The following is a 14,327-nucleotide window of genomic DNA, read 5'->3' as shown; positions in this document are numbered from 1 at the left end:
TTTGAAAGGAGAAAGCAAATGAACAGTAAAATGTGTGCTACTACTAACAGAGCTAAAGACTGGGAAAGTATAGATTTTTCAGTAGCAGAAAGCTATGTTAAAAAACTACAAATGCGTATTGTGAAAGCGTGGAAAATGAGTAAATACGGAAAGGTTAAATCTTTACAGCACTTACTCACAACCTCATTTTATGCAAAAGCCTTGGCGATTAAGAGGGTAACTGAAAACCAAGGCAAGAAAACAAGTGGTGTTGATGGCGAATTATGGCTAACACCACAGGCAAAGTATAACGCAATAGGAAAGTTAAACTTAAGAGGATATAAACCTAAACCTCTTAGAAGAGTGTATATACCAAAGAAAAATGGTAAAAAGAGACCTCTTAGCATTCCTACAATGACAGACAGAGCAATGCAAACTTTATATAAATTTGCACTTGAACCGATTGCAGAAACAACGGCTGATTTTAACTCTTATGGATTTAGAGCGAAAAGGTGTACGCAAGATGCTATTGAGCAATGCTTTACATCTCTAAATAAAAAGAAATCTGCAAAATGGGTACTTGAAGGAGATATAAAAGGTTGTTTTGATAATATTAGCCATGAATGGATAATGAATAATATTCCAATGAATAAGTCTGTATTGAAACTTTGGCTTGAGTGCGGATATATAGAAAAGCAAAGATTATTTCCTACAGAAACTGGAAACCCACAAGGTTCACTAATATCACCTGTAATATCTAATATGGTATTAGATGGTTTAGAAAAAGTAATAAAAGAAAAATACCATAGAAGAACAGCAAATAAGAAAGTTTATTTTCCGAAAGTTAATTTTGTAAGATATGCAGATGACTTTATCGTTACGGGAGAAAGTGCAGAGTTGCTTGAAAATGGTGTTAAGCCAATCATTGTAAAATTTTTAGAAGAAAGAGGTTTAGAACTATCTGAGGAAAAGACACTCATAACACACATAAATGATGGTTTCGATTTTCTTGGAGTTAATATTAGGATGTATAAAGATAAGTTGCTGACAAAACCATCTGAAAAGAACGTCAAGGATATTGTTGATAAAATAAGACAAATCATAAAGGATAATCCGTCAATGAAACAAGAAATTCTGATTAGAAAATTAAATCCAATTATTATAGGTTGGATAAACTATCAGAAATATAATGTTTCAATGAAAGCGTTTGAAAAACTTGATTATGAAATATATAAATGCATGTGGGACTGGTGTGTTCGTAGACATCCTAAGAAAAGTAGAAAATGGATAGCTAAAAAGTATTTCCATACAATTGGAAATAGAACTTGGACTTTCAGTGTAGCAACTGGAGACAGAATGGAAAATGGCGAGAAATACTATCTTCGTCTTAAATATGCTACAGATACTAATATTAAGAGATTTACCAAGATACAAGCTGAAGCAAATCCATTTGATGAAAATTGGCAAATATACTTTGAAGAAAGAGAAGAGTTAAAAATGCGAAACGAACTTAAAGGGCGTACAGTTATAAATAGACTGTATAAAACACAAAACGGAATATGCCCTGTTTGTGGAGAGAAAATAACTCTTGATACAGACTTTAGAGTACATCAAACAAATCAAAACAATATTACCCTTAAAACATTAGTACACCCTTGGTGTCATAGAAATTTGCATATAAATGATAAAGAAAATACGCTGGCTCTTTAATTAGGGCTTATAAAAACTTGAGCCGTGTGAGGGGAAACTCTCATGCACGGTTCTTAGAGGGGAAAGGGATAGTAATATCCCCGACCTACTCGACCAGACGATAGAAAACAAGCAGAAATTCATCTCACAGATAATGACTTCAAAGACTCCTGTTCGTGTGGCGGAAGATGTGGACGAAAGTTCATTAAATTATGCAGAAATTAAAGCCCTTGCCACAGGTGATCCTAAGATTAAAGAAAAGATGGATTTGGATAATGAGGTTACGAAACTTAAAATGCTGGAAGCAAACTATAAGTCCAATCGTTACAGATTAGAGGATAAGGTTGCAAAGACATATCCTGAAGAAATAGCAAGGACTGAAAAGCTAATTGAAGCAGTGAAAAAAGATATTGAAAATGTTGAACCACAAAGAAGTGGTGAAAATAAATTCACTTCTATCATGATTAATGGTGAGATAATTCGAGATAAAAAGATAGCTAGAGAAAAGCTCTTAGAAGCGATTAAAGGCATAAAAATTAATGAAAGTAAGGTTATAGGACAGTACCGAAATATGGACTTAGAGATAAGCTATAATTTCTTCACCAATGAACATAATTTTACTTTAAGAGGTGCTACAAACCATTCAGGAGAGCTTGGTACAAGTGCAGATGGTAATATTACAAGACTAGATAATGCTATTGATAAAATGCCTGAAAGGTTAAATCGTCTTGAAGAAAAACTCATTATCACAAAGGAACAACTGGAAAATGCCAAAGAGGAACTGAAAAAGCCTTTTGAAAAAGCAGATGAGCTAAAGACAAAAGTATTAAGACTTGCAGAATTAAACAAGCTACTTGATATGGGAGAAGTGGAAGGAAATCCTAATCCACTAATTGAAGATGTAAAAAGAGTTATTGTAGATTTTTGTAAAAGGGAATATGAAGATGACAGTTATACTTATGAAAACTTTAATAATTTATTTCCTGATATTGCTCATATTGGAATTGCATATACAACTACACCAGATGAAAAACATGAAATTCAATATGAAATTAGTTTAAAAGACTTTACAGCTACTCAATATATCGATGGAGAACAAATTACAAAGATTGATTATCTCAAAGACCTTGGTAGTAAAGAAAAGGCATTGGAATTTCTAAAACAAGAAATGGAATATGGAGACTTTGGAGAGTTTGTATCTATTGATGATAATGACCTTAAAAAAGCATTAGGTCTTGAAAGAGATGGCGATGGTAATATCTATGATCCGCTTGCAAAAGATTTGGACAATGATGGTGTGCCAGATAGATACGATAATGACTTTAGAGATAGTGACTACTTTGAAACTACTTATGATGTAGAGGATAACCTTAATACAAAGGCAGAAAGCAAAGATAAGGTATCTGAAAAAGCATCTATCCTGGGGCAGATTAGGTTATATCAGTCAGAAGAAAAACAAACAGAAATAAAAGAAAATAAATCAAAAGAGCATGATGAACGTTAAGGAGCTTATTTCAAGCTCCTTTTCAATTTTAGTAGAAAATATGGAGGAATATTATGAACTACAAAGAAATGAGAAATACACTTGAACAAATGGCAAACGAAAATCACGAAGATTTTGCTAAGGCACTAATTAGTTTTGAAAAAGGAATCAATGATAAAGTTGCCTTGGATAAGTTATATCAGGAGTATATGGATAATGACAGTATGAGTTTACTTAATGATGAGTTTGATTATTTGATTGACGAACTTAGAGAAAATGGACAAATTAAAGACAGTGCAGCAATTGAAAAAGAAGATAATGATCTGGTGAATATTGTTGGGAATATCGTAGGTGAGGTTGAAACAATTGAAAGAGAAAATAAGAATGGAGAAGCCTTTAAAGTAGTTAATTTCTCGGTTGTGTCAAAAGATGATGAGGGAAATAAGATTTACACTAATTGCTCAGCTTATGGGGATAAGGGAGATATTCCAAAGAACTTTAAGCAGGGAGACTTTGTAAAGCTTTTTGGACAGGTGAGATCATCCATTGACGATAACGAAAAGAAACATACTAATGTTAGAATACTATCGTCTAAGCTTTTAAAAGCAAAGGAACAGATGAAGAAGCAAGAAGAAAAGAAAGAATCAGTACTTGGAGCAATAAAGAAATATAAGGCTGAAGAAAAAGCAAAACCTGTAGAAAAGAAAGAATCTTCAAAGGAAACGGAGAGATAGAAGATGTCGGTGTGGTCTTAGGGCTGCACCGATTTTTTTGCAAAATGGTTCGAGAAAAGAGAACAAAAGTGTACTATAAGTACTAGTTTTGTGGTATAATAGAAATGATATGATTTTAACAAGAAAATGACTGGAGGTTAGTCATGTCAAAATTCAGCTATAAAAAATTGTTTAAAAAATTGATAGATAAAGATATGAAAAATACTGAACTGATGAAAAAAGCAAAAGTAAGTAAAAGCACATTCTACAAAATAAAAAGCGGTGAAAATGTTACAACTGATGTGTTACTAAGAATCTGTAATGTATTGGAATGTGATATTTCAGAGATTGTAGAATGTGTTAATGATTCTTCGGAGGAAATATAAAATGAATTTAATTAGTTTGTTTTCAGGAGCAGGAGGATTAGACTTGGGTTTTGAAAAAGCAGGGTTTAATGTGGTAGCTGCTAATGAATACGATAAAACAATTTGGGAAACATATGAAAAAAATCACGATACAAAACTTATTAAGGGAGATATTTGTGGTATTCCTTCAGAGATGTTTCCTGAATGTGATGGTATTATAGGAGGTCCGCCATGCCAGTCTTGGAGTGAGGCAGGGTCATTAAAAGGAATTGACGATCCAAGAGGACAATTATTTTATCAGTACATACGCATTTTGAAAGATAAAAAGCCGAAGTTCTTCTTAGCAGAAAATGTTAAGGGCATGATGGCGAAAAGGCATAATAGTGCTGTTGAAAATATTGTTTCTCAATTTGAGGAAGCTGGTTACGATGTTTTCATTCATTTGTTAAATGCTAGTGATTATGGTGTTCCTCAGGATAGAAAAAGAGTTTTCTATGTTGGATTTAGGAAGGATTTAAACATCAAATTTGAACCACCTAAACCATATGAGTCAAAGTTAACTTTTAAAGATGCGATATTTGATTTAAAAGATTCGGCAATTCCAGCATTAGAAAAAAATAAGACAAATGGTGATAACTGCAAAGTTTTGAATCATGAATACTTTATTGGTGCTTATTCGCCAATATTTATGAGTAGAAATAGAGTTAGACAATGGGATGAACAGGCATTTACAGTCCAAGCATCTGGAAGACAGTGCCAACTACATCCGCAAGCACCAGTTATGCCTAAAGTAGAAAAAAATAAAAATATATTTGAACCTGGTAAGGAAGCACTATACAGAAGATTAACCGTGAGAGAGTGTGCAAGAATACAAGGATTTCCAGATAATTTTAAATTCTATTATACGAATTTGAACGATGCATATAAAATGATCGGTAACGCTGTTCCTGTGAACTTAGCGTATGTTATGGCTGAGTCAATTTTAGAAGCTTTGCGTAATTCTAGTTCAAATTTGAGTTTCCTAAAAACAGGCACAGATAATTAGGCGGAGGGAATCTATGAGTGAAAAAAGTAATAATCAAGGAAGGGCATATGAGTTTTCTTATTTAACTACATTGTTTGAAGAAATATCAAAAGTTCGTACGGCAAAGATAGAAAAAAACAGTAGCTTTTATGCTGCAGAACGTGCATGGAATACTTTAACCGATTCTGAAAAAGCTATATACAAGATTAGTGCATTAGCTGGAGTAAATACTATATTTGAACTTGAACCTTTGATTTTAGATGATGGATTAGATGAACTGGAATTGAAAATTCAATCAGATGACAATGGCAAAGAAGGCGATGTAAGAGATGTACTGATTATTAGACGAGGTATTGAATGGGAAATTGGTCTTAGCGTAAAACACAACCATTTTGCTGTAAAACATAGTAGATTATCTAAGAATTTAGATTTTGGGAAAAAGTGGTATGGAATAGATTGTTCTGAACAATATTGGACAGATATTAAACCAATATTTGAATATCTTGATTCTGAAAAACAAAAGGGTTCTAAGTGGAGTGAATTACCTAACAAAGAAGACGATGTATATGTTCCTTTATTAAATGCATTTAAAGGGGAACTGGAGAGACAAAATTGTTTGTTTGGTAAAGATATTCCTAGATTGATGGTTGAGTATTTGCTTGGAGAATTTGATTTTTACAAAGTAATTGGGATTGACAATAAAAAGATAACTCAAGTTCAAAGCTACAATTTGAGAGGAACATTGAATAGACAGGGTAAAAAGCGTAAAAGAAGCGTTGAATTGCCAATATCAACACTTCCAACAAGGATTGTTAGCTTGGAATATAAACCAGGCAGTAAGAATACATTGGAACTATATCTTGATGGTGGTTGGCAATTTAGTTTCAGAATTCATAATGCTTCGACTAAGGTTGAATCAAGTTTGAAGTTTGATATACAAATTATAGGTATGCCTACAACAATAATATCGATAGATTGTAGATGGTCAGGAGAGATGTAGAATGAAAAGTTATTTTGAGCCTACTGGCAGACTAATAATGTCAATTGGTAAAGATTTAATTAAAGACCTTCCAGCAGCCTTAGTGGAGCTTGTAAAAAATTCATATGATGCAGATGCAAGCTATGTAAAAATAACATATCTAAAAAATGAGAATGAGTTAAAAATTGTTGTTGAAGATGATGGACACGGAATGAGTCAAGATACAGTTCTGAATGCTTGGATGGTTCCATCAACGGACTATAAACTGAAAAAGAAAAATAGTCCAAAAGGAAGGGTTTATCAAGGAAGAAAAGGAATCGGCAGGTATGCTGTTTCTTTACTGGGTAACAAATTAGAATTAATTACAATAAAAGATGGTATTAAAACCATGGCTCATTTTGATTGGGATGAATTTAATTCTGAGAAGAAGTTGAGTGAAATTCCAATTGTTATTACAACATCTGAAACCACGGATGATTCTGGAACTAAACTTATTATTACAAACGAATATGGTAATGTGTTAGCTGATGAAATAAGTGAAATTGATTCACAAAAAGTTGAGAAGGAATTATCAAAGCTATTATCAAATGTAAAAGATTTTAAAATAATCGTTAGCTATGAAAATTTTTATAGCGATGTTAAAAAGAATATTTGCAAAGAAATTTCACAGTTAGAATTCAGTGAAGCGTGGCATTATAAGTTATCTGGTAAAATACATTCTGATTTTAGTTATGAATTGGAATATTTAAATTTTTATACAAAAGAAGAAAAAAAATTTAAAGATAGTTTTATAGATGAATTACCTAAAGGTTCTGTATCATGTGGGGAAATTAGTATTGATTATAGGGTTTATGATAAAGATCCATCAGGAATAGAAGTGATAGTGAATTTTGTTAATGGAAATCAAAATACAAATCTTTCTAAAACAGAAATAAAAAATATGTTGATTGACAAATCTGGTATTAGTATTTTTAGAAATGATTTTAGAATAAGACCATATGGAGATAAGGGCTTTGACTGGTTAAATTTAGACTCTAAGCGTGTACAAAATCCTAGTATGTCAATAGGTTCAGAACAAATTAATGGAAAAATAGGTATAGAATCTGAAGAAATGTCTGGACTAAAGGAAAAAAGTGCTAGAGACGGATTGTATGAAAACTCTAATTTTTATACACTGCAGAGAATTGCTGATTTGAGTCTTAGCTTATTAGAAAAGGAAAGATTTAGGTATAGACAAAAAGCAACAAAAAAGAAGCCAGAGGCAATAGATAAACTTTTTGATTTTAGCCATATCAATCAAAAAATGGAAAAAGCGGTTGAAAAAGCATATAAAAATTTAATGAAATCGCCTGAGAAGACTGATGAACACATTACGCTATTAAATAAAGAGTTAACTAAAGAAATAAAGAATTTAGAGAAAGAAAAGGAAACAGAATTTTTAGAAGTTAAAGAAACTATTGCAATTTATCAGAAGCATACAACTCTTGGGAATGTGATAAGTGTTGTGTTACATGAAGGAAGAAAACCTCTTTCTTGGTATACTAACAGAATTCCTACAATTAAAGAATATTTAGATAATTTATATAAGTGTGAAGAACTTGGAGCATCTAGTTACAATAAATTGTCAGATCAAATGAAAAAACTGAGTGATGAAGCTATGAGAATGAGTAATTTTTTTAAACGCTTGGATCCATTATCCTCTAATAAAAGGGGTAAGTGCAAAAAAACAAGTGTTCAGAAACAAATAAACGGAGTTATTGAATTGTTTGAAGAAATTGCTAAAGATAAAGATGTTGAAATACAGTATAACAGTGTAGAAGATCTTTATACAAATATCATTGAAGAAGATTTGTATATGGCGCTGACTAATATTGTTGAGAATGCAATGTTTTGGGTGGAATTTTCTTCTGAACCATTAAAATCAATTGAGATAATGTCTTATGGAGATGATGATAAAATCTACATAGAAATTTTGGATAATGGTCCAGGCATATCTAAAGAAGATTTGGAGGATGATATTCTTTTCACTCCTGGATATTCTGGCAAAAAAAGAGTGTCAGATGATAATGGTACAGGCTTGGGTTTAGCTATAGCAGGAGAAGCTATCCAAAGAAATAATGGAAAGTTAGAAGCTATAGAGGCTATTAAAGGAGCTTGCTTTAGAATAACTTTATTAAGGAGTTAGCTGTATGAGTGAATTTAAAATTTTATTGATAGATGATGATGTAGAGCAAGAACAACAATTAAAAGAAGCGATTGAGAACTTTAATAAAAAATATTTCATAAATAAAGCAAGCAAGATTCTTGGAATTGCTGAGGGGAAGCAGATTGCAAAGCTATCTATACTAGATAATAAAGAAGCAGTTTATAATAAGTTAAAAGAGGATTTTAGCTTAAGTAGCGAAATTGATGAAATATTTAATTTTTCAGTAATATATAAAGCTGCTGATACACCAGAGAAAGCAATGCTGTTATTGTATAAAGAGAACTTTCATGCTTTGATTGTAGATTTAAAATTAGAAACTGATGATAATAATAAAGAAGATGAAAATTATTCTGGGAATGTTTTATTGAAAAACATTATTAGTAAGGAAATTATACCAATAATTGTTAGAACGGGTTTTCCTAATAAGATGACTCAAGAGATAAATCGAAATATTATTAAATCTTGTTCTAAAGAGACACCAACATTAGAAGAAGTTGTTGAGGAGTTAATAGATTACTACAATACTTCTATTTTTAGCATATTTGGTTCAAGAGGAAAAGTAGATAAGCATATTAAAGATTTTTTCTGGAATATATTACCAGAGTGTTTTATAAATAAGAAAGAGGAAATTAATGGTTTAGATAAGGGAATTCAAGAAAAAGTGATAATACGTTATGTATCTAGTTGGTTGAATAATAAATATATGTTTAATGATGGTTATTTGGATGTTGAGCCTATCGAAATGTATATGTTCCCAAATCCAATTGACAGGATATGTAATTGTGATATTTACAAAGATGATGATAGTAATGAAAAATTTATAGTATTAACGCCGGCTTGTGATTTAGCTAATGATAAAGCTGAAAATATCTTGTTTGCTAAAATTCAAAGTTATGAAAGTGTTGACGAATTCAATAAAACCATACAAAAGTGTTCTGAGCAACAAAAAACGGAAGAAAAGATTTCAAATGGAAATAGAAATAAGATAGCTTCATGGTCTAGAAATTCTCATGAAAAATCTATGAGATATCATTTTTTACCTAAAGTAGGGTTTTTCGATGGAGGTTTTATAGATTTTAGTTTGTTAACATGCCTAAAATATGATAGAGAAAATAATGAATTTGCAGAACGAAATTTAGTTAAAATTGGAACAATTACAGATTCGTTTAAGAGAGATATTATTGCAAGATTTAGTTCATATTATCAAAGACAAGGACAACCGACATTTAATGCTGATAGTATATTAAAAAAATATTTATAATTTGAATTTTTAGAAAGGAGGTGTGGTTATGCTAAATATAGTAGATGTGTTTTCAGGAGCGGGTGGATTAACCGAAGGATTTAGGTATAAAGACTATTATAATTTTATTTGTCATATAGAAATGGACAAAGATGCTTGCTCTTCTTTAGAATTAAGAAACATATATTACTATTTAAAAAAAGAAAATAACTTATCTCCATATTTTGAATATATTCAAGGAAAAATCTCGAGAGATGATTTGTACTCGATTATACCAAGAGATCTAACTAAAGATATATTGAATAAGGAAATAAGTAAAGATACTATACCTTCGATTTTTGAATTTATTGACCAAAGATTAGGTAATAATGAGTTAGATGGTATTATTGGTGGACCACCGTGTCAGGCATATTCTACAATCGGTAGAGCTAATAACAAGTCGAAAAAATCTACTGATAAAAGAATTTATCTGTATAAACATTATTTAGATTTTCTGGATAAATATAAACCAAAGTTCTTTGTTTTTGAAAATGTTAAAGGGTTGCTTTCTTTTAAGGATTTATCAGGAGAGTTACTCTTGCCAAAAATAATTTGCGAATTTGATAAGTGCGGATATGAGGTAGATTATCAAATAATAGATGCAAGTAATTATGGTGTAGTACAAAAAAGAGAACGTTTAATACTTGTCGGACATCGGAAAGATTTAGTGTTCGATAACTCATTTTTTGACTGCTTGGCTGAATATGTTGAAGCTGCCCCAACTATAAAAGAATTATTTGAGGACTTGCCAAGTATAAAGTCTGGAGGAAGTTCTCATAAGTATCGTTGTGATGTTTCAAGTCAGTTTGTTGAAAAATATATTCGTAAAAAAGATGATATTTTAACACAACATGTTGCAAGACCTCATAACGAAAATGATTTGAAGATATATAAATTGGTACTAAAAGCTAAGAAAAAAGGTAAGAATTTCAGGTATATCGATATACCTGAAGAACTACAAACGCATTCTAATACAACATCTTTTTTAGATAGATATAAAGCTTTGGATTATGGCTCTGTTAGTCATACAGTTGTTGCTCATATTGCGAAGGATGGACATTACTATATTCATCCAGATTTAAGACAGAATCGTTCAATTACGGTAAGAGAAGCAGCTAGAATACAAGGGTTTCCAGATGATTTTTATTTTGAACATTCACGAACAGCTGCATTTAAACAGGTAGGCAATGCTGTTCCGCCAATTCTATCTAAAAAAATTGCAATGGCCGTTATAGATTTTTTGAGAGGACAAAAAGGAGAATGAATTACCTCTCCATCTCCTTACCCATATATTTCTCATAATTTTTTCTGATTTGATACAGTTCTTTCATATCGGATTTTGCAGAAGAATACTCTTGCATTAGGGTATTCTTTTTTTCATGCAATGAATCAAGCTCTTTCAAAATATCCCTGGAGTTTGGAAGTTTTGAGTAAGATATTTTTAGGTCTGAAAGAGAATTTTCATAGAGTGTTATTTCTGATTTATGTTCTTCAAAAAAAGCCTTATCTGATGGATCTTTCTTATATTCAAGATAGATTTGGCGATACATTTTTACGGTATGAACTTGTTCCATAGTACTTGATAGAACTGAAATTTTCTTATCTATGACTTTGATTTTGTCCTGTAAATTTTGTCTTTTTAATGCACTTTTCTTAATGAATTCATCAAGCTGGGAGATAGACTTAAATCCTTTTTCACGCATCAAAAGTACAGTATCGGCTGCAGTTTTCAAATTATGTTTTGTAGCCCAGTACTCATAGCCTTTGCTTGATTGTATCTTTTCATTATTTGCTATATCTATAATATTCCCAACACGTTTTTTACAGCATAGGTTCTTTGATTAGCATTATCTAAGATACGCTCTTTTAATCTATCCTCAGTATAATCTTTTCCAATAGTCTTAGCTCTTGTAAACCTTTCTTTGTCTTTTTGCTTAAATGCAATGTGTTTTCCATACTTAATTTCATAATTGAAGGTAGTCATTTTCTTTAGAAAATCATCCCAATCTTTGGATTGTTTAATAGCTCTGTCTATATCAAATTGAAGCTTACTTTTCCAAGAAGTACCTTTTTTAAATTGGTCATTTTCATACCATGACTTACCATTAGTCTTGTATTTCTTTCTATAAGTTTCATAGAACTCATCAATAACAGATAGGTTGTTTTTTTTGCACAATTTATCACTTTGATACCTAATTTGATGATAGCTTTTCTTGTTGGACTGATAGCACTTGCCTGTAACCATATTCACATTATTGAGTAGGCTAAGTATCCAACGCCTTGCATTATTTCTAATGTAGGTTTTTAGATACTCGCCCCCAAACCGTACGTACACCTCTCGATGTATACGGCTTTCCATTTATTCTTCATTTGAGTTATTAATTTTTTCAAAACATTCATTACAAATTACTAGAGTTTTTCTATTAATGCTTTTCATAAAAACATGCCAAGCATATTCATCAGTTAAGTCTTTAAGCTTTTTTACTTGATACACTTTTAGATTATTAGTTTCTTTCCCGCACCATTCACACTTATTATTTTTTAATCTTAAACCTAGCGTTGGTTTCTTAAGATAGAATTTTTGCTTATGAATCACATCAGCATTATCACATTGGGGAAATTCTTTTCTAGCCAAGTTGTCTTTCCAAAGTAAACGAGTTTTGTTATTACCATTTTTATCTGTATAACTTATACCAAAATCTTTATCAGTGCGGTATCTAGTTATAATATCCGTTACCTTTGCCCTATATTTGCAAGCCAATGTTTTATACAGACTATATTCCATAATGTATCTAAACTTATGGAGCTTTGAAGAATTATTTGCGATTCTGTAGTAGTTGCAGAATCCTCTAATTTCTCCGTTATATTGGTCTAATATACTTAAGTTTGTTCTTGATATTAGCTCAGTTCTTTCTTTAGGAAACCATACTTCTTTTCCATTTAGATTTTTAATTCTTAATGCTCCAAGCTCTGCTAGCTTATTTTGTATTGTTGAAGTTGATAGCTCAAGTCTTACATGACCACCAAAGTTTCTTGCTTTTATATCTGCTTTTGTCCTCTTTGTATGATTACTTCCAGGAGTTACTCTGATATCAAAACCTAGGAACTTGGCTCTATCTGTTGATTTTGTTACTAGCGTTTTTTCATCAGATAGTTCGAGGTTTAATTCTGATTTGATAAATTGACCAATGTCTTGTTTTACCTTTTCAGCATCTGCCTTAGAACCGATAATGCCAATAATGAAATCATCAGCATATCTAACATATTGTATTCTCTTGAAGTTTTCATCCATAGGATTTAAGCAAGGTATATTGAAATATCTTTTGTTTATCTCTTCAATTTCTGATTTAATATCATCTATTTCAATTTTATTGGTTGTCTTGCTTAACTTATTTTCAAGTCTTTTTCTTCTATCATAGAGAGCTTTATATTCCTTATTTTGCTTTCTTTTATTACCTTTATCAAAGCTTTCCTTGTAATTTTGCATATACTTGTCAAATTTATCCAAGTAAATATTTGAAAGTATGGGACTTATTATTGACCCTTGTGGCATTCCACTGTAGGTGTTGTGATATTGGTTTTGTTCCATGTATCCAGCTTTAAGAAACTTTCTTATTAATCTTAGGAATCTTTCATCGTCAATACGCTTGGATAGAATGTCTATCATAATGTTATGGTCTATATTGTCAAAGAAACCTTTAATGTCTCCTTCAACGAACCATTTACATCTTACGAATCTATTTTGAATTTGTCTTAAAGCGGTATGACAACTTCTATTATCTCTAAAGCCATGAGATGTGTCCTCAAAGCTTTCATCATAGATATAATTTAATAACATTCTACATACTTCCTGTACTAATTTATCGTCAATGCTTGATATGCCTAATGGTCTTAATTTTCCGTTTTTCTTTGGAATATATATTCTTTTTGTTGGTGTGGGTGAGTAATTTTCATCTTTTAGTGAATCAATGATTTTGTTAATTCTTTCTAAGCTCATTGCACTTATTGTTTGATTATCTACACCTTTAGTCATATTTCCTGTGTTAGCATAAATATTTTGGTATGCTTGCAAGAATAGGTCTGTATTGTAAAGGTTACGATACAATCTTTTGTAAGTGTAGTTTTCTTCTTTTGAATGTTTTCTCAAACTAATCAATACATTGTTGGGATTTCTCATAGTGCCTCTCGCACCTTCCTTTCCTCTGAATTGAATGAATAAACTGCCTTCCTTCACCATGTAAGAGTCATTATCTCTCTCGGATTACTACGAAGGCTCCGTTACCATATCAGATATTCAGGTTCTTAAAACCATAGCATTTTATCGCTTTCTGACTTAGGTAATCTCCATTTAGTATCGAAGTAAAAAGCAAGCGTTGATTGTCGGATATGCTTTTCGTCCTTTCATGCTTATGCAAGCGGATTGAGTGTAAAGTTTTGCCTAATGCATTCATTTTCACTACATAGGTACACTCAACATAACGTATATAGATATCTTTCGTTATGACCACCACAAATGTTCCTCGGACTGGCATTCAATCAGTTTAGATTTTATCCTCATATCAACTTTAGGTCTCGCCATTCAGCTGTGGAATGATATCTATCCAGCTTAT

The 14,327-nt window shown here is 31.5% G+C and carries 10 protein-coding genes and 1 pseudogene; 9 read left to right on the top strand and 2 right to left on the bottom strand.

Annotated elements, in window-relative coordinates; genetic code table 11:
- Positions 1 to 18 precede the first annotated feature (18 nt).
- The 9 genes from ltrA (at position 19) to JDW14_07135 (ending at position 10,981) form a co-directional block, all read left to right on the top strand.
- Complete coding sequence (gene ltrA / locus JDW14_07175; protein QQD65092.1) at positions 19 to 1,689, top strand: group II intron reverse transcriptase/maturase; 1,671 nt, start codon at positions 19 to 21, stop codon at positions 1,687 to 1,689.
- Positions 1,690 to 1,822: 133 nt separating this feature from the next.
- Positions 1,823 to 3,172 (top strand): helicase, encoded by a 1,350-nt coding sequence (locus JDW14_07170; protein ID QQD65091.1) that lies wholly within the window; start codon positions 1,823 to 1,825, stop codon positions 3,170 to 3,172.
- Positions 3,173 to 3,225: 53 nt separating this feature from the next.
- Positions 3,226 to 3,885 carry a DNA-binding protein gene (locus JDW14_07165; protein QQD65090.1) on the top strand — a complete coding sequence of 220 codons (660 nt, stop codon included), beginning with the start codon at positions 3,226 to 3,228 and terminating at the stop codon, positions 3,883 to 3,885.
- 143 nt (positions 3,886 to 4,028) lie between these two features.
- Positions 4,029 to 4,250 carry a helix-turn-helix transcriptional regulator gene (locus tag JDW14_07160; protein ID QQD65089.1) on the top strand — a complete coding sequence of 74 codons (222 nt, stop codon included), beginning with the start codon at positions 4,029 to 4,031 and terminating at the stop codon, positions 4,248 to 4,250.
- Position 4,251: 1 nt separating this feature from the next.
- The gene (locus JDW14_07155; protein ID QQD65088.1) at positions 4,252 to 5,274 is read left to right on the top strand and encodes a DNA cytosine methyltransferase; all 1,023 of its coding nucleotides are present in this window, start codon (positions 4,252 to 4,254) and stop codon (positions 5,272 to 5,274) included.
- A 13-nt stretch (positions 5,275 to 5,287) separates the two neighbouring features.
- Positions 5,288 to 6,253, top strand: coding sequence for a HaeIII family restriction endonuclease (locus JDW14_07150; GenBank protein QQD65087.1), 966 nt, complete (start codon positions 5,288 to 5,290; stop codon positions 6,251 to 6,253).
- A gap of 1 nt (position 6,254) precedes the next feature.
- Positions 6,255 to 8,417, top strand: coding sequence for an ATP-binding protein (locus JDW14_07145; GenBank protein QQD65086.1), 2,163 nt, complete (start codon positions 6,255 to 6,257; stop codon positions 8,415 to 8,417).
- A 4-nt stretch (positions 8,418 to 8,421) separates the two neighbouring features.
- Positions 8,422 to 9,699, top strand: a complete 1,278-nt coding sequence (locus tag JDW14_07140) for a hypothetical protein (protein QQD65085.1) — start codon at positions 8,422 to 8,424, stop codon at positions 9,697 to 9,699.
- Positions 9,700 to 9,727: 28 nt separating this feature from the next.
- Positions 9,728 to 10,981: a DNA cytosine methyltransferase gene (locus tag JDW14_07135; GenBank protein ID QQD65084.1), complete on the top strand. Its 1,254-nt coding sequence runs from the start codon at positions 9,728 to 9,730 to the stop codon at positions 10,979 to 10,981.
- 1 nt (position 10,982) lies between these two features.
- Here the strand turns inward: JDW14_07135 and JDW14_07130 are convergent.
- Both JDW14_07130 and JDW14_07125 read right to left on the bottom strand, forming a co-directional pair.
- Positions 10,983 to 12,076 (bottom strand): annotated as a pseudogene (locus JDW14_07130) (relaxase/mobilization nuclease domain-containing protein).
- Complete coding sequence (locus JDW14_07125; GenBank protein QQD65083.1) at positions 12,077 to 13,954, bottom strand: group II intron reverse transcriptase/maturase; 1,878 nt, start codon at positions 13,952 to 13,954, stop codon at positions 12,077 to 12,079.
- Positions 13,955 to 14,327 lie beyond the last annotated feature (373 nt).

Source organism: Aerococcaceae bacterium zg-252, assembly GCA_016237705.1.
Classification (GTDB): Bacteria; Bacillota; Bacilli; order Lactobacillales; family Aerococcaceae; genus Globicatella; species Globicatella yangjingiae.
This window is presented reverse-complemented; position numbering and strand designations above follow the sequence as displayed.